The organism is Serratia sp. YC16, assembly GCF_009707615.1.
Classification (GTDB): Bacteria; Pseudomonadota; Gammaproteobacteria; order Enterobacterales; family Enterobacteriaceae; genus Serratia; species Serratia surfactantfaciens.
Genome location: NZ_WLYN01000002.1, coordinates 511,194 through 528,938, shown reverse-complemented (window position 1 = coordinate 528,938; position 17,745 = coordinate 511,194). Strand labels below are relative to the sequence as shown.

Sequence of the window (17,745 nt, the reverse complement as noted above, 5' to 3'; positions counted from 1 at the left end):
GGAGAGCCTGAATGAAACAACGCATCGCTTTGCGCCGTTGGCTGAACGCAGCCGCCTTCACCGGCCTGCTGTCGCTGGTCTGGGCCAACGCCGCCGCCGCGCAGGATCCGGCGCAATTCCGCATCGGTTACCAGAAAGGATCGGTCAGCCTGGTGCTGGCGAAAAGCCACCGGCTGCTGGAGGAGCGTTTCCCCGCCACCCGCATCAGCTGGATCGAGTTTCCCGCCGGCCCACAGATGCTGGAAGCCCTGAACGTCGGCAGCATCGATCTGGGCAGCACCGGCGATATTCCGCCGATCTTCGCGCAGGCCGCGGGGGCGGACCTGCTGTATGTCGGCGTTGAGCCACCTAAACCCAAAGCGGAAGTGATCCTGGTGCCGGAAAACAGCCCGATCAAAACCGTCGCCGATCTGAAAGGCCATAAGGTCGCCTTCCAGAAAGGATCCAGCTCGCACAACCTGCTGCTGCGATCGCTGCAAAAGGCCGGCTTGAAATTTACCGACATCCAGCCCGCTTACCTGACGCCCGCCGATGCGCGCGCCGCCTTCCAACAGGGCAATGTCGATGCCTGGGCTATTTGGGATCCTTATTATTCCGCCGCGCTGCTGCAGGGCGGCGTCCGGGTGCTCGGCGACGGCACCGATCTGAATCAGACCGGTTCCTTCTATTTGGCGGCGCGGCCGTATGTCGAAGCTAATGGCGCCTTTATCAGCCAGGTCTTGACGGTGCTGACCCAGGCCGATGCGCTGACCCGCAGCGACCGGGCGCAAAGCGTGACCCTGCTGGCCAACGCCATGGGGCTGCCGGAGCCGGTGATCGCCAGCTATCTGGATCACCGCCCACCGACCGCCATCACACCGCTCGATGCGCATACCATCGCCGCACAGCAACAAACCGCCGACCTGTTTTACGCCAACCGACTGGTGCCGGTGAAGGTCGATATCTCGCAACGCATCTGGCGCCCAAGCGCACAATAAATAATGGGAGAACATTGACGATGAGCCTGAACGTTTTCTGGTTTTTACCCACCCACGGCGACGGCCACTACCTCGGCAGCGCACAGGGCGCACGCAGCGTCGATCACGGCTATTTGCAGCAGATCGCCCAGGCGGCGGATCGGCTGGGATTCGGTGGGGTGTTGATCCCTACCGGCCGCTCGTGCGAAGACTCCTGGCTGGTGGCCGCCTCGCTGATCCCGGTCACTCAGCGGCTGAAGTTTTTGGTCGCGCTGCGGCCGGGCATCATCTCCCCTACGCTGGCGGCGCGCCAGGCGGCAACGCTGGATCGCCTGTCCAACGGGCGCGCGCTGTTCAATCTGGTTACCGGCGGCGATCCGGAAGAGCTGGCGGCAGAGGGATTGCACCTCAGCCATGAAGAACGTTACGAAGCCTCGACCGAGTTCACTCATATCTGGCGCCGGGTGCTGGAAGGTGAAACCGTCGATTTCCACGGCAAGCATATTCAGGTGAAAGGCGCCAAACTGCTGTTCCCACCGGTGCAGCAACCGCGCCCACCGCTCTATTTTGGCGGATCTTCCGCCGCCGCGCAGGATCTGGCCGCCGAACAGGTAGAACTGTACCTCACCTGGGGAGAGCCGCCGGCGCAGGTCAAAGAGAAGATCGAAGAAGTTCGCGTCAAGGCGGCGGCGAAAGGCCGCCAGGTACGCTTTGGCATCCGCCTGCATGTCATCGTGCGGGAAACCACCGAAGAGGCCTGGCGCGCTGCCGATCGGCTAATCGCTCACCTTGATGAAGAAACCATCGCCAATGCACAGCAGGCTTTTGCGCGCTTCGACTCCGTCGGCCAACGGCGCATGGCGGCGCTGCACGGCGGCAAGAAAGATAACCTGGAGATCAGCCCGAACCTGTGGGCCGGCATCGGCCTGGTGCGCGGCGGTGCCGGCACCGCGCTGGTGGGCGACGGCCCGACGGTCGCGGCGCGCATGCAGGAATATGCCGATCTGGGCATCGACACCTTCATTCTCTCCGGCTATCCGCATCTGGAAGAGGCCTACCGCGTCGGCGAACTGCTGTTCCCACACCTCGATCTGGCGCAGGAGGAAACGCCCGCGCGTCTTCAGCCGGTGCGTCCACAGGGCGAAGTGGTAGCCAACATTTATGTTCCGCAAAAAGTGTCGCAGAGTTGAGGAGCGCCCCGATGGCAAATAACGCACAACGCATCCTGTACCGGCTGGCCCCTTGGGCGCTGCCGCTGGCGCTGGTGATCATCTGGCAAATCGCCGTCGAAACCGGCTGGCTGTCCAACCGCATTTTGCCGGCGCCGAGCGCAGTACTGACCGCCTTCTGGAGCCTGAGCAAAAGCGGCGAACTGTGGCAGCATCTGAGCATCAGCAGCCAGCGCGCGTTGTTAGGCTTTGCCATCGGCGGCGGCATCGGGCTTACCCTCGGTTTTATTACCGGCCTGTCGCGCTGGGGTGAACGTCTGCTGGACAGCTCGGTGCAAATGATCCGCAACGTGCCGCATCTGGCGCTGATCCCGCTGGTGATCCTGTGGTTCGGCATCGATGAATCCGCCAAGATCTTTCTGGTGGCGCTCGGCACGCTGTTTCCTATCTATCTCAATACCTATCACGGCATCAAAAACATCGATCGCGGCCTGCTGGAGATGGCGCGCAGCTATGGCCTGAGCGGCTTCCGCTTGTTCACGCAGGTGGTGCTGCCGGGCGCACTGCCGTCGATCATGGTCGGCGTGCGTTTCGCCCTCGGCTTCATGTGGCTGACGCTGATCGTCGCCGAAACCATCTCGGCCAACTCAGGCATCGGTTATCTGGCGATGAACGCCCGTGAATTCCTGCAAACCGACGTGGTGGTGGTGGCGATCGTGCTGTACGCCCTGCTCGGCAAGCTGGCGGACGTGGGTGCGCAACTGCTGGAACGGGTTTGGCTACGCTGGCATCCGGCCTATCAACTGAAACAGGGAGAAGCGCTATGACCCTTCCCGCTCGCCTTGCGCAAGGCACGCCGGTGACGCTGGAGTCCATCGGCAAACGTTACGGCAACCGCACGGTGCTGGACAATATTCAGCTGCGCATTTCCGCCGGGCAGTTCGTGGCGGTGGTCGGCCGCAGCGGCTGCGGCAAGAGCACGTTGCTGCGCCTGTTGGCCGGCCTAGAACAGGCCAGCAGCGGCGCTTTGCTCAGCGGCAACGCGCCACTCGCCGCCGCCAAAGAGGATACCCGGCTGATGTTTCAGGATGCACGCCTGCTGCCATGGAAAACGGTGATCGACAACGTGGGGCTGGGGCTGCGCGGCCACTGGCGCGACGCGGCGCTGGAGGCGCTGGCCGCGGTCGGTTTGGCGGATCGCGCCGGCGACTGGCCGGCGGCGCTGTCCGGCGGACAAAAGCAGCGGGTCGCCCTGGCGCGCGCGCTGATCCACCGCCCCCGCCTGCTGCTGCTGGATGAACCGCTCGGAGCGCTGGATGCCCTGACGCGCATCGAGATGCAAGGTCTGATAGAGACGCTGTGGCAACAGCACGGTTTTACCGTACTGCTGGTCACGCACGACGTCAGCGAAGCCATCGCGCTGGCGGATCGGGTCATCCTGATCGAAGAGGGGCATATCGGGCTGGATCTCGCCATCGATCTGCCGCGGCCGCGGCGCAAGGGCTCTACCAGGCTGGCAGAACTGGAGGCCGAAGTGCTGGAACGGGTACTATCGCCGCCTGCCGCGACGGACGCCGCGCGCCGGGCGGCGAATTGAATGAATGAAAAAGGGACGGCCCAGGCCGTCCCTTGATGTCTCTAGCGCGAAAAAATCAGGCGTCGAGCGCCTTGCTGATCTTCTCGTACAGATCGCCGGACAGGTTTTCCAACCCTTTCAGCTGTTCCAGCGCCTTACGCATCAGCGCCTGGCGGCCGGCATCGTAACGCTTCAGGCGAATCAGCGGTTCGATCAGACGCGCGGCGATCTGCGGGTTGCGCTGGTTGAGATCGCTCAGGATCTCCGCCAGGAACTGATAGCCGCTGCCGTCCGCAGCGTGGAACGCAGCCGGGTTGCCGGAAGCGAAACCGCCGATCAATGAACGAGTGCGGTTCGGGTTGCTCAGGCTGAACGAGCGGTGTTGCAGCAGCGCACGCACCTTGCTCAGCACGTCCGCCGACGGGCTGCCGCCCTGCAGCACGAACCATTTGTCCATCACCAGACCATCCTGATGCCAGCGTTCGTCGAACGCCGCCAACAGCGCATCGCGGCACGGCAACTGGGCCGCGACCGCGGCGGACAGCGCCGCCAGCGAGTCGGTCATGTTATCCGCCTGACGATACTGTTCGCTCACCAGCTGATCCGCCAGCGCCGCATCTTCGCCAAACGCGAGATAGCCCAGACAAACATTGCGCAAGGCGCGTTTGGCGATCTCGGCGTGCTCCACGCGGTAGCCGTCGGTCTTGTTGGCGTGGTACACCGCCAGCCACTCATCGGCCAGTTCCCGCGCCAGGCAGCGAACGATCGCTTCGTGCACTGCAGCGATCGCTTCCGGATCGATGGTGGCGAACAGCTCGGCGATCTCGTTCTCCGACGGCAGCGTCAGGATCTGCGCCGCCAGCGCCGGATCCAACTTCTCGTCCAGCAACACCGCGCGGAACGCGTCGGCCACATGCAGCGGCAGCGACAACGGCTGTTTCTGCTGGTGCCGCGCCACGTTCAGCTTGATATAGGTCGCGAGCAGGCTCTGCGCCGCATCCCAACGCGCAAATTCATTGCGCGCGTGCTGCATCAGGAAGGTCAGCTGCTGATCGCTGTACGGATAGTCCAGCTTCACCGGCGCGGAGAATTCGCGCAGCAGCGACGGCACCGGCTTGTGCGCCACGCCGTCGAACACGAAAGTCTGCTCCGCTTCGGTGACGTTCAGCACGTTGTTGACCGGCAGACCGCCCTTCTGCAGCGCAATGACGTTGCCTTCGCTGTCGTACAATTCGATATCCAGCGGGATATGCAGCGGCAGCTTCTCCGGCTGATCGGCGGTCGGCGCGGTTTTCTGGCTGACATGCAGGCGATATTGTTGGGTTTGTGCGTCGTACTCGTCGCGCACCGTCAACAGCGGCGTACCGGACTGGCTATACCAACGGCGGAAGCGCGACAGGTCGACGTTGGATGCATCCTCCATCGCCTGCACGAAGTCGTCGCAGGTGGCGGCGCTGCCGTCGTGGCGCTCAAAATAGAGCTGCATCCCTTTCTGGAAATTCGCTTCTCCCAACAGGGTGTGCATCATGCGGATCACTTCGGAACCCTTTTCATACACCGTCAGGGTGTAGAAGTTGTTCATTTCGATCACTTTGTCCGGACGAATGGCGTGCGCCATCGGGCTGGCGTCTTCGGCGAACTGCGCGCCACGCATCACACGCACGTTATCGATGCGGTTGACCGACCGCGATCCCAGATCGGAACTGAACTCCTGATCGCGGAACACCGTCAGCCCCTCTTTCAGGCTGAGCTGGAACCAGTCGCGGCAGGTAACGCGGTTGCCGGTCCAGTTGTGGAAGTATTCATGGCCGATCACCGCTTCGATGTTCAGATAATCCTTGTCGGTGGCGGTTTCCGCCTTGGCCAGCACATACTTAGAGTTAAAGATATTTAACCCTTTGTTCTCCATCGCGCCCATATTGAAGAAGTCGACCGCCACGATCATATAGATGTCGAGATCGTATTCCAGGCCGAAGCGGGTCTCGTCCCACTTCATCGAGTTCTTCAGCGAGGTCATCGCCCAGTCGGCGCGATCCAGGTTGCCGCGATCGACGAACAGCTCCAGCGCCACCTTACGGCCGGAACGGGTGGTAAAGCTGTCGCGCAGTACGTCGAAATCCCCCGCCACCAGCGCAAACAGGTAACAAGGTTTCGGGAACGGATCCTGCCATTGCACCCAGTGGCGGCCATCGGCCAATTCGCCCTGGCCGATGCGGTTGCCGTTGGACAGCAGGAACGGATAGCGCGCCTTGTCGGCCACGATGCGGGTGGTAAAACGCGCCAGCACGTCCGGGCGATCCTGATAGTAGGTAATATGGTGGAAGCCTTCGGCTTCGCACTGCGTGCACAGCGCATCGCCGGACAGGTACAGCCCTTCCAGCGCGGTGTTTTTCGCCGGATGAATATCGTTGACGATGGTAAGAGTGAATTGTGCCGGCAAATCCTCGATGATCAGCTGGTTATCCTGCTGACGATAGGCGCCCCACGGTTGGCCGTCGACCTCAATGCTCACCAGCGTCAGATCCTCGCCATCCAGCACCAACGGTGCGCCGGCCGCGCCCTGACGTTTGATTTTGCTGACGGCGGTCACGCGCGTGTTTTCCGCGTCCAGACTGAAGTCCAAGTCGATATCGGTCGTGGTGTAATCGGGCGCGCGATAATCGTGGCGATATTTTGCCTGTGGCTGTTGTGTCATAAAAACCCTTAAACGTCTCAGTGAGTTATAGGAGCCAAGCCGCTCTTCTCAACCGCGCCGCAGCCGGTATATTCACCTGCGGCGCCCGGCGGACCTGATTGTGAATAAACTGTATCACAGCTGGCTGAAAAGCCCAGAGTCGCCGGGCGTTCGCGATAGAGAAATCAGAAGCAAGTCATAAATCGCCCGCCGGGCGCAGGAGTGGGTGACCAGCGGCTAAATAAAACTCAGCATTAAATGCTAAAAAGAGACCATTGGTGCGCCCCGGCATAGTTAAGGCGGTGCCAGCGGCATGATGGTATAATTGCTGAATCAGGTTCAGGGATGGCTCGCATTATGAAGATTAAATACGCAATCTATTTTTTCACCCTGTGCCTGATGACCTCCTTCTCGCTGTTCATTGTCGAAGAGCTGCTCGAAGCCCATACCGAATACCGTGATAACCAGCTCAACCTGTATAAGATCGATCGCGCCAAAGAAATCTCCGAGGCCTTTCAGGCATCTCTGCAGGCCCACCGCCTCAAGCGATTGAGCCTGATCGATCCGCAAATCACCCGCGCGCAATGTCTGGCCGCCGATCGGGCAGCGCGCGAGAAAATCGCCCGGATCCGCGAACACCTGAACGATGCGGTCGCCAAACAGCTCGGGGTGCGGCAAAAAATCGCCGCGCTGTCGATGATCGGCCTGCTGGAACAGCTACTGGATAACGACAATCTGCAGCTTTCGCAGGTCAACAACGCCAACGCCAATCTGTTCAACATCAACAGCGCCTATTACATCTCGCAAACCAGCAAGAGCTATTATCGCTACACCTACGATACCCGGATGGTGGATACCGATTCCTTTATGTTTCTCGAGGCCATCCGCCTCAACAATCGGCTGAATATGTCACTGACGGAGTTAAGCGATCAGATTATCGACGTCAATGTCAGCCCGCTCGATCGCAAAGACGCCTACCTGAAGTCCATCCAGCTGACCGGCGTACTGAACGCGCTGAGCACCCGATTGATCTTCATGAAGATCAACTACGACGACGTGCAAACCACCGACCTCGTCAACCAATTGCTCACCGAGGTGTCCGCCGAGCGCCTCAAGCAGATTACCGATGGACTGTATACCGCCATCAATACCCAAAAACCCTATCCCGCGGCGCTTATTTCGCATTATGTCGACGAGCTGAGCGGGCTTTCGCAGGCGCTGTATCAACGCAGTTTCGAGCTGGAAACCGTCGCTTCGCGTCACAAAATTTATGACAGCCAGACCACCATTTACGGCATGATCGCGCTGGCCGGTCTGGTGGTGCTGCTGTTTATCTTGCCGGCGCTGGTATTTTGCACCAGCATCAACCGCTGGTTGACCAAGACCCACAACAATATCGTGCGATTGTCGCGCGGCGAGATGAATATCGATCGCAATGAGGCTTTCTACAGCCGGGAGCTGATCGCCATCAGCGACGCCATTCAGCAACTCAGACAATATCAGCTGGACAAGGTCTCGCTGGAGAGCGAGAAACAGCTGCTGATTAAAGAGCTCGAGGCCTCTTCCTTCCTCGATCCGCTCACCAACATTTATAACCGCCGTAAATTCTTCCTCGAATGTCAGCTATTGGGTGCCGGCAGTTATCCGCAGGCCTTTTGCCTGATCGATATCGACAATTTCAAACAGCTCAACGACTGCTATGGCCACGACGTCGGAGATCGGGTGCTGGTGGAGTTCGGCCACTTGTTGCAGCGCGCGTTCCGCGCCAGCGACATTTTCTGCCGCTACGGCGGTGAAGAGTTCGCGGTGCTGCTGGGCAGCTGTTCGTTGGACAATGCGCGGGACATCATGGAACAGTTGCGCGCGCGCACCCATGGACTGACGTTAAATCTGGCCGACGGACGGCAGGTGCGTTTCACCACCAGTTGCGGCATTGCGCCGGTCAGCGCGTTCAGCGCGCTTCAGGCGGCGATCAAGCAGGCAGACGAAGCGCTCTATTTCTGCAAAAAGAACGGCAAGGATCGGGTCAGCGTGCATACCCTGGCCGGGTTTATCTGATTTGCTGTTTAAAATAATTAACATTATAATTTTTATGACTAATTAGGCTAAGTCATTCACCTTACAGGCATATCTGACTTTTTTGTCGCCCCGCCGCCGCCAGGCCGCCATAAAGGCACGTTTAATCCTCGACCCGCTTTGGTGATTTATGGTGTGATGCAGCTTCAATAACAGGATAATCCGGGTATACTCCACCCCCACTTTTATGATTATCCGGATTTGGACACGCGCCTGACGAGGATGCTGTAACGCGCTATGACTCAATACGCTTCCCCGATTTTGATATCACTGCTTGATACCGACGCTTACAAGCTTCATATGCAGCAAGCAGTGTTCCATCGCTATCCCGCGATCAGCGTGGCGGCGGAATTCCGCTGCCGCGGCGACGAACTGCTGGGCGAATATGCCGACGAGATCCGCGCACAGGTGGCGCTGATGAGTCAGCTGGCGCTGACCGATGCCGAGTTCGCTTACCTCTCGGGCCTGCCCTTTTTCCGCCAGGATTACCTGAACTGGCTGCGCACCTTCCGCTACGATCCGCAGCAGGTGTCTATCGACAACCGCGACGGCAGGCTGCAAATCCGCATCGCCGGGCCATGGCGCGAAGTGATCATGTGGGAAGTGCCGCTGCTGGCGGTGATCAGCGAAGTGGTGCACCGCCGGCGCTCTCCGCTGGCGACGCCGGAACAGGCGGTGGCGCACCTGCAAACCAAACTGGCGCAGTTCAAAACGCTGGCGGGCGACCTGGATCTCTCGCGCTTCAAGCTGATGGACTTCGGCACCCGTCGCCGTTTCTCTCAGGGCGTGCAGCAGGCCATCGTCAGCACCTTGCAGGCCGAGTTCCCCTACCTGTCGGGCACCAGCAATTACGATTTGGCGCACCAACTCGGCCTGGCGCCGGTCGGTACCCAGGCGCATGAGTGGTTCCAGGCGCATCAGCAGATAAGCCCGGTGCTGGCCAACAGCCAGCGCGCCGCATTGCAAGCCTGGTTGGATGAATACCCGGACCAGCTGGGCATCGCGCTCACCGACTGCATCACCATGGACGCCTTCCTGCGCGACTTCGGCCCGCAGTTCGCCGAGCGTTATCAGGGGCTGCGCCACGATTCGGGCGATCCCGTCGAGTGGGGTGAAAAAGCCATTGCCCACTATCAGAAGCTGGGCATCGATCCGATGAGCAAAACGCTGGTGTTCTCGGACAACCTGGATCTGGAAAAAGCGCTGGCGCTCTATCGCCACTTCTATCAACGCATCAATCTCGGCTTCGGTATCGGCACGCGCCTGACCTGCGATATTCCGGGCGTCAAGCCGTTGAATATCGTGATCAAACTGGTCGAGTGCAAAGGCAAGCCGGTGGCTAAGCTCTCCGACAGCCCCGGCAAGACCATCTGCCAGGATCAGGCGTTCGTCAGAGCCCTGCGCAAAGCCTTCGATCTGCCGCTGGTGAAGAAGGCCAGCTGATCCTTCTTTATATAAAGAAAGCCGGCCCGGTTTCCGCGCCGGCTTTTTTGTTTTTATTTCCGAACGCCCTCTTTTCAGCCAGCCGCGATAAATGTTGCGCCAATCCGATGATTTCTGCTTGTGCTCTGCACCGCGGCAAGTAACATAGCCATTACCCCCATATTCTTGGGTTGTAAGCTATTTCTAAACCAAATTATTAAAGAGAGAAATCTATGAGCGTAGTGCCTGTAGTCGACGTACTGCAAGGTCGTGCTGCGGTTGACAGTGAAGTCACCGTACGCGGCTGGGTACGTACCCGGAGAGATTCAAAAGCTGGTATCTCCTTCCTGGCCGTCTATGACGGTTCCTGCTTTGATCCGTTACAGGCCGTCGTTAATAATTCTCTGCCGAATTATCAGGATGAAGTGTTGCATCTGACGACCGGTTGTTCGGTTGAAGTCACCGGCAAGGTTGTCGCCTCACCGGGCGAAGGCCAGAGCTTCGAACTGCAAGCCACCGCGATCAAAGTGGTCGGCTGGGTCGACGATCCGGACACCTACCCGATGGCGGCCAAACGTCACAGCATTGAATACCTGCGCGAAGTGGCTCACCTGCGCCCGCGCACCAACCTGATCGGCGCCGTGGCGCGCGTGCGTCATACCCTGGCGCAGGCGATCCATCGCTTCTTCCATGAAAATGGCTATTTCTGGGTGTCCACCCCGCTGATCACCGCCTCCGACACCGAAGGCGCCGGCGAGATGTTCCGCGTATCCACGCTGGATCTGGAAAACCTGCCACGCACCGACAAGGGCGCCGTCGACTTCAGCGAAGACTTCTTCGGTAAGGAAGCCTTCCTCACCGTTTCCGGCCAGCTGAACGGCGAAACCTACGCCTGCGCGCTGTCCAAGGTTTACACCTTCGGCCCAACCTTCCGCGCTGAAAACTCCAACACCAGCCGTCACCTGGCGGAATTCTGGATGATCGAGCCGGAAGTGGCCTTCGCTACGCTGGACGACGTTGCCGGCCTGGCCGAAAGCATGCTGAAGTATGTGTTCCAGGCGGTGCTGGATGAGCGCGCCGATGACCTGAAATTCTTCGCCGAGCGCGTAGATAAAGACGCTATCGCCCGTCTGGAGCGCTTCGTTTCTTCCGATTTCGCCCAAGTGGACTACACCGACGCCATCGAAATCCTGCTGGCCTCGGGCCAAACCTTCGAAAACCCGGTTTCCTGGGGCATCGATCTCTCTTCCGAACATGAGCGTTACCTGGCAGAGAAACACTTCCAGGCGCCGGTGGTGGTGAAAAACTACCCGAAAGACATCAAAGCCTTCTATATGCGTATGAACGAAGACGGCAAAACCGTCGCGGCCATGGACGTGTTGGCGCCGGGCATCGGTGAAATCATCGGTGGCTCGCAGCGTGAAGAACGCCTCGACGTGCTCGATCAGCGTCTGGAAGAGATGGGTCTGAATAAAGAAGACTACTGGTGGTACCGCGATCTGCGCCGCTACGGCACCGTGCCGCACTCTGGTTTCGGCCTGGGCTTTGAACGTTTAATCGCCTATGTCACCGGCGTGCAAAACGTGCGCGATGTGATCCCATTCCCACGCACACCACGTAACGCAAGCTTCTAATTTATACGATCAAACGTTTTTTAAACGATTTCGTTACAAAACAAAGGCCAGCATCGCTGGCCTTTCGCATTTTTTAATATTGACGCACGTCACAAAGTTCCCTAAAAATTACATTTAGTTACACATACTTTCTTTTTGCAACCTGATTGGGACATTGGTATCATTTTCGTCCTAGATTAACCCGCCTGTGAATGGAACACTGCGTTCAGACACAGGACGACACCAATCTATCAACAATAGTTCCCAAAGAATTATTGGCGGCAGTGGCAAAGGTGTCCGAATAACACCAATGAGGGTAATAATGATGAAGCGCAACATTCTTGCAGTGGTTATCCCGGCTCTGTTGGCTGCTGGTGCAGCAAACGCAGCTGAAATCTACAACAAAGACGGCAACAAGCTGGATCTGTACGGCAAAGTTGACGGTCTGCACTACTTCTCCAAAGACAAAGGTAATGACGGCGATCAGACCTATGTTCGTTTTGGCTTCAAAGGTGAAACCCAAATTACTGACCAACTGACCGGTTACGGCCAGTGGGAATACAACGTTCAGTCCAACCACTCCGAGTCTCAGGGCACCGAAGGCACCAAAACCCGTCTGGGCTTCGCCGGTCTGAAATTCGCTGACTACGGCTCCTTCGACTACGGCCGTAACTACGGCGTACTGTACGACGTGGAAGGCTGGACCGATATGCTGCCAGAGTTCGGTGGCGATACCTACACCATCACCGACAACTTCATGACCGGCCGTACCAACGGCGTTGCGACCTATCGTAACAACAACTTCTTCGGTCTGGTTGACGGCCTGAACTTCGCTCTGCAATACCAGGGCAAAAACCAGAACGACGGTCGCGACATCAAGAAACAAAACGGCGACGGCTGGGGCATCTCCTCTACTTATGACATCGGTGAAGGCATCAGCGTAGGTGCAGCATACGCATCTTCCAACCGTACCGATAAACAGAAAGACGAATCCAACGAGAAAGGCAAAAAAGCTGACGCTTGGACCGTGGGCGCGAAATACGACGCCAACAACGTCTACCTGGCCGCCATGTACGCAGAAACCCGTAACATGACCACTTACGGCGGCAAAAACTTCGGTGACGGCTGTGCAGCCACCGATGACAAGTGCGGCGGCTTCGCCAGCAAAACTCAGAACTTCGAAGTGACCGCTCAGTACCAGTTCGACTTTGGTCTGCGTCCAGAAGTGTCTTACCTGCAGTCTAAAGGTAAAAACCTGAACGTCCCAGGCGTGGGTTCTGACCAGGATCTGGTTAAATATGTTTCTGTTGGTACCACTTACTACTTCAACAAAAACATGTCCACCTACGTTGATTACAAAATCAACCTGCTGGATGAGAACGAGTTCACCAAAGCAACCGGCACCCCTACTGACAATATCGTAGCTGTTGGTCTGGTGTACCAGTTCTAAGTTGCCTCGCTTAACGGCGGTTTACTGCCGGCTAAGTTAAAAAACAGGGCTTCGGCCCTGTTTTTGTTTGTGTCAGCCGGTAACTTTTTATCCTGCCAATTTCTCCTTCCCCATCATTTTTTCTGCCTAATACTCCCCCTTCGCAAGATCGCGGTGTTTTTGTCGCAAACGGTTGGCAAAGCCGGTAACTGGCGTTACCCTGATGCTTCTGTCTGCTTAACTCCGAGATTTGGAAGCACCTGACATGTTTGAAAAAATCACCGCCGCACCCGCCGACCCGATCCTGGGCCTGACCGACATTTTCCGCGCCGACGCCCGCCCGAATAAAATCAATTTAGGGATTGGCGTTTATAAAGACGAAACCGGTAAAACCCCGGTGCTGACCAGCGTAAAAAAAGCTGAACAGTATCTGCTGGAAAATGAGACCACTAAAAACTATCTCGGCATTGAGGGCATCCCGGCGTTCGCCAGCTGCACGCAAGAGCTGCTGTTCGGTAAAGAGAGCCCGATCGTCGCCGATCGTCGCGCGCGCACCGCACAGACGCCAGGCGGCACCGGCGGCCTGCGCGTGGCGGCAGACTTTATCGCTAACCAGACCAGCGCCAAACGCATCTGGATCAGCAACCCAAGCTGGCCGAACCACAAAAACGTCTTTAGCGCCGTGGGCCTGGAAGTGCTGGAATACGCCTATTACGACGCCGCCAACCACGCGCTGGACTTTGACGGCCTGCTGAACAGCCTGAAACAGGCGCAGGCCGGTGATGTGGTGCTGTTCCACGGTTGCTGCCATAACCCGACCGGTATCGACCCGACGGCGGAGCAGTGGGCTCAGCTGGCTGAGCTTTCCGTCGTCAACGGCTGGCTGCCGCTGTTCGACTTCGCTTATCAGGGCTTCGCCAACGGGCTGGAAGAAGACGCGCAAGGTCTGCGTATTTTCGCCGCCAAACATAAAGAGCTGATCGTCGCCAGCTCCTACTCGAAAAACTTCGGTCTGTACAATGAGCGCGTCGGCGCTTGCACCATTGTTGCCGCCGATGCCGAGACCGCCGATCGCGCCTTTAGCCAGGTGAAAGCGGCTATCCGCGCCAACTACTCCAACCCGCCGTCACACGGCGCGGCCGTTGTCGCCACCATTCTGGGCAATGACGCGCTGCGTGCGATGTGGGAGCAGGAGCTGACCGATATGCGTCAGCGCATTCACCGCATGCGTCAGCTGTTCGTGAACACTCTGCAGGAGAAAGGCGCACAGCAGGACTTCAGCTTCATCATCCAGCAGAACGGCATGTTCTCGTTCAGCGGCCTGACCAAAGAACAGGTGCTGCGTCTGCGCGAAGAGTTTGGCGTCTACGCCGTGAACTCGGGCCGGGTTAACGTTGCCGGCATGACGCCGGACAACATGGCGCCGCTGTGCGAAGCCATCGTCGCCGTGCTCTAAGCGCGTCGGCGCAGGCCATCAGGACATAAAAAAGGGGCGCTCTAAGCGCCCCTTGATTATTTCTGCCGGGAAATAATCGTTACCACACCGCCGGCTCTTCACGCAGGAACGGGTTGGTCTGGCGTTCGTGGCCGAAGGTCGACATCGGGCCGTGGCCGGGAATAAAGCGCATGTCGTCACCCAGCGGCAGCAGCTTGGTGCGAATAGAGGCGATCAGCGCCTGATGGTCACCGCGCGGGAAGTCGCTGCGCCCCACGCCGCCGTTAAACAGCACGTCCCCCACCAGCGCCAAACGCGCCTGTTCATTAATAAAGACGATGTGGCCCGGCGTATGCCCTGGGCAATGCAGCACCTTGAGCGTCATCTCGCCCACCCGCATCTCATCGCCTTCCGACAGCCAGCGAGTCGGCGTCAGCGGCGCACACTCTTCCAGCCCGAACATCCGGCTCTGCGCCGGCAAACCGTCCAGCCAAAAAGCGTCCTCTTTATCCGGGCCGTAAATCGGCACCTGATAATGATCCGCCAGCTCCGCCGCCGCGCCGACGTGATCCAAATGGCCGTGCGTCAGCAAAATCTGCGTAATTGTCACACCCTGCTGCGCCACTTCCGCTTTAATTTTTTCCGCTTCGCCACCGGGATCGACCAACGCCGCCTGTTGCGTGTTTTCACACCAGATCAGACTGCAGTTCTGGCTGAAGGCGGTAACGGGAATAAGATGGTATTTCATAAGGCTCCAACGACAATAACGCCGCCTCCGCAAGGAGCGGCGTTATTCACTGAGGGCACAGCGGTTACCAGTTCCGAACCGGGCCGGTATCGATGTGCACGAAGTTGCTACGTGGGTAATATCCTACACCACCGGCGCGCATTTTTAACGCCGCTTTACGGATATTACTCAATTGGATACCTTCGATATGGAAATCCATCGCCTGGCCCTTGGTGTGGTAGCTGTGCTTGGCCACGCCGCGGCTGTGAGCGCGCAGTTCATTGTTGGTATCTACGGAACGGTAACCGGAGATCAGCTGCACCGGCTTGCTGGTACCCAGCAGCCCCTGCAGGCGGTAGAGGTGATCAAACAAGCTGGGATCGATCGATTTGACCTTGTTGGCGCGATAATCGCGGAACAGATGATTTAGCCGAACCAACTCTTCTTTATTGTAACCTTTGCCGTCAAAGAACTCGGCTTTAATAGATTCACCGGTATTCAGGTTATTCAGCACTAAAATACGCGGTCGAGCGGTGGAAAGACTGGCAAACGCCTGCCCTGGGAGCAGCGCTATGCCCATAGCAGCGCCACCTAGCGCCAGCCATTTACGGCGGTGATGATCAATTTTGTCCATGACTCTGTTAAACCCGGCAAGAATGTCAAAATAAATGCACAAAGCAGCGCACTGTCCGAACCATAACCGCCTGCGTATGCTGAGTCAACCCGCGATACGCCTAGGTTTACAGGCCCCCGCCTGTGGGGGCCTGCGGTATAGCCAAACATTCTGACCGTTATTTATTTATAATTACTGCATTTACTGCATTAATTTTTTGGCCTGAGCCAAAATTTGTGCGCCCGATCGCACCGTATTATCATAATTGTAAATATCTGTGCGGAATTGCGGTTGGCCGTCATCCGAAACCCAGGCGGTCAGATAATACAGTTTTACGGGAATACGCTGGCGAATATTCACATAAGTGGTATTCCCCTCTTTCAGCGTGGAAGAAACGCGGCTGTTGTTCCAGCCGGCATCCTGCAGCAGCATATTCGCCAAATCGGACGCTTTGTTCACCCGCACGCAGCCGGAGCTGAGCGCGCGAATGTCTTTCTGGAACAGGCTGTGGTTCGGGGTATCGTGCAGGTAGATAGCGTCTGAACTCGGCATGTTGAACTTGAAGCGCCCCAGTGAGTTGGTGGCGCCCGGTGCCTGGCGCACGCGATAGGGGAAATTGCGTGCAGAGACCATGCTCCAGTCGATCATCGCCGGATTGATCACTTCCGCGTCGTTGCTCCAGCCCGACAGCACGGTATAGCCGTGTTTCTGGAAATAATTACCGTCGCGCATCGCCTTCGGCACAATATCCTCGCGCACCAGAGTGGTCGGCACGTTCCACGGCGGGTTGACCACCACGTTGTTCAAGGCGCTGCTCATCAGCGGCGTCTTGCGGCTTGGGCGCCCGACGATAACGCGGGAAGAGAGCACCTCGTTGCCGTTCTGGTAGTAGGTCAGCGAATAGTTGGGAATATTCACCATAATGCCGGTGCTGACATGCCCCGGTAAAATTCGCAGGCGCTGGATATTCAGCGCCAGCAGCGCGGCGCGAGTCTTTGGCGACACGTTGAGCCACTCGCGGGTGCGCACGCCAATCACGCCGTCCGCCGTCAGCCCCTGCCATTTTTGGAAGCGCTTGACGCCCTCCACCAGCTCGTTGGTGTAGAGGTTGTCGCTCACCACGCTACCGACCTGCGGCGGTGTCTGTTCCGCCGTCAGTTCCGTCACCGGCGCCGCCGATGGGCTGACCGTCACGCGGCTTTTTTCTTCGTCTACCGTCAGCCCGCCGTCGTCCGGCTCATTGCTCTTCGCCGAAACCACCGCCGGCTCCGGCTCCGCTTCAGGCGCCGAGCCGGCCAGCATGCCGGTGCGGGTCAGGATTTCCCGCAGCGCTGGAATATCATTGCTCATTTGCCCAGGGCGCAGGCTCGGGCCGCTGCTCACCTGCGGCCAGGGACGATTATCCGCCAGCATGTCGCGCAGCGCCTGATGCATTTTGGCGTATTGCGGATGCTGCGGCGCGAGCGAGTTCACGTAGCTCAGGGTGCGCGCCTGGCGCACCGCCAGCTGCCATTGGTTGATCACCGCATTAGGCGGCAAACCAAGCTTGTAGGGAATATTGCTGTACAGCCAGTTGTTGCCGTTGGCGCCGATAGCGGACACGAACTGCAGGTAGCCCAGCATCGCATCGGACAGCACCACATCGCGGCCTACGTCATTGAGCGCCGGATTGGTCAACATTTTCACCCATTGGGTGAACTGCGGCTGCACGCCGGACATTGCCAGCTCAGCCAGCTGCTGTTGAAACTGCTGAACGGCCTCGCGATCCTGCCACATCGGCTGCATATGATTCGCCGCATACAGCGGTGCCAGCGTGGAAAGGTAATGCAGTTCCATGCCGCGCGGCAGCGCGGCCAACAGTTCAGAACGGCTCTGCGCAACGGACATGCCTGCTGATGCCACCGGTAACGCCGTCACGGTGGCCGATGCGGAAAACGACGACACAAGACTACAGGCGATAGCGCCACTCAGCGCCAAACGTCGTAGAGAGTTTCCCTTTTTAAGCACCATCCCTTGCCCCCTGTATGCTCACAAAAAAAACGTCAAAAACTGCAT

Annotated in this window: 13 protein-coding genes; 9 read left to right on the top strand and 4 right to left on the bottom strand. The window is 58.4% G+C overall.

The window, feature by feature from the left end; translation table 11 throughout:
• Positions 1–11: 11 nt before the first annotated feature.
• From GKN89_RS09855 to ssuB, 4 genes are read left to right on the top strand one after another with little or no spacing between them, the layout of a single operon-like run.
• Complete coding sequence (locus GKN89_RS09855; protein ID WP_019454518.1) at positions 12–977, top strand: sulfonate ABC transporter substrate-binding protein; 966 nt, start codon at positions 12–14, stop codon at positions 975–977.
• Positions 978–997: 20 nt separating this feature from the next.
• Positions 998–2,146 (top strand): FMNH2-dependent alkanesulfonate monooxygenase, encoded by a 1,149-nt coding sequence (ssuD, locus tag GKN89_RS09850; protein ID WP_154746879.1) that lies wholly within the window; start codon positions 998–1,000, stop codon positions 2,144–2,146.
• 11 nt (positions 2,147–2,157) lie between these two features.
• A complete protein-coding gene (gene ssuC, locus GKN89_RS09845; RefSeq protein ID WP_019454520.1) occupies positions 2,158–2,952 on the top strand; it encodes an aliphatic sulfonate ABC transporter permease SsuC in 795 nt (264 codons plus the stop codon).
• On the top strand, positions 2,949–3,722 hold the full coding sequence (ssuB, locus tag GKN89_RS09840) for an aliphatic sulfonates ABC transporter ATP-binding protein (RefSeq protein WP_154746878.1): 774 nt from the start codon (positions 2,949–2,951) through the stop codon (positions 3,720–3,722). The genes ssuC and ssuB overlap by 4 nt, the downstream gene beginning before the upstream one ends.
• Positions 3,723–3,777: 55 nt before the next feature.
• Here the strand turns inward: ssuB and pepN are convergent, their stop codons facing one another.
• Positions 3,778–6,396, bottom strand: coding sequence for an aminopeptidase N (pepN, locus tag GKN89_RS09835; protein ID WP_019454522.1), 2,619 nt, complete (start codon positions 6,394–6,396; stop codon positions 3,778–3,780).
• Positions 6,397–6,732: 336 nt separating this feature from the next.
• Here pepN and GKN89_RS09830 point away from each other — a divergent pair, with 336 nt between their 5' ends.
• The 5 genes from GKN89_RS09830 to GKN89_RS09810 all read left to right on the top strand — a co-directional run bounded on the left by GKN89_RS09830 (position 6,733) and on the right by GKN89_RS09810 (position 14,371).
• On the top strand, positions 6,733–8,433 hold the full coding sequence (locus GKN89_RS09830) for a GGDEF domain-containing protein (protein WP_154746877.1): 1,701 nt from the start codon (positions 6,733–6,735) through the stop codon (positions 8,431–8,433).
• Between the two features lie 255 nt (positions 8,434–8,688).
• The gene (gene pncB / locus GKN89_RS09825) at positions 8,689–9,894 is read left to right on the top strand and encodes a nicotinate phosphoribosyltransferase (RefSeq protein WP_154746876.1); all 1,206 of its coding nucleotides are present in this window, start codon (positions 8,689–8,691) and stop codon (positions 9,892–9,894) included.
• Positions 9,895–10,106: 212 nt separating this feature from the next.
• Positions 10,107–11,507, top strand: a complete 1,401-nt coding sequence (gene asnS / locus GKN89_RS09820; RefSeq protein WP_004928205.1) for an asparagine--tRNA ligase — start codon at positions 10,107–10,109, stop codon at positions 11,505–11,507.
• A gap of 301 nt (positions 11,508–11,808) precedes the next feature.
• Positions 11,809–12,936 carry a porin OmpC gene (gene ompC / locus GKN89_RS09815; RefSeq protein ID WP_304621491.1) on the top strand — a complete coding sequence of 376 codons (1,128 nt, stop codon included), beginning with the start codon at positions 11,809–11,811 and terminating at the stop codon, positions 12,934–12,936.
• A gap of 244 nt (positions 12,937–13,180) precedes the next feature.
• Positions 13,181–14,371 carry an amino acid aminotransferase gene (locus GKN89_RS09810; protein ID WP_154746875.1) on the top strand — a complete coding sequence of 397 codons (1,191 nt, stop codon included), beginning with the start codon at positions 13,181–13,183 and terminating at the stop codon, positions 14,369–14,371.
• A gap of 79 nt (positions 14,372–14,450) precedes the next feature.
• On the opposite strand, the gene GKN89_RS09805 is transcribed toward GKN89_RS09810, so the two are convergent.
• The 3 genes from GKN89_RS09805 to ldtD all read right to left on the bottom strand — a co-directional run bounded on the left by GKN89_RS09805 (position 14,451) and on the right by ldtD (position 17,700).
• A complete protein-coding gene (locus GKN89_RS09805) occupies positions 14,451–15,098 on the bottom strand; it encodes an MBL fold metallo-hydrolase (RefSeq protein WP_019454527.1) in 648 nt (215 codons plus the stop codon).
• Positions 15,099–15,162: 64 nt separating this feature from the next.
• Entirely contained in the window at positions 15,163–15,711 is a 549-nt protein-coding gene (locus tag GKN89_RS09800; protein ID WP_025159674.1) for a YcbK family protein, read from the bottom strand.
• Positions 15,712–15,891: 180 nt separating this feature from the next.
• Positions 15,892–17,700, bottom strand: coding sequence for a L,D-transpeptidase (gene ldtD, locus GKN89_RS09795; RefSeq protein WP_154746874.1), 1,809 nt, complete (start codon positions 17,698–17,700; stop codon positions 15,892–15,894).
• Positions 17,701–17,745 lie beyond the last annotated feature (45 nt).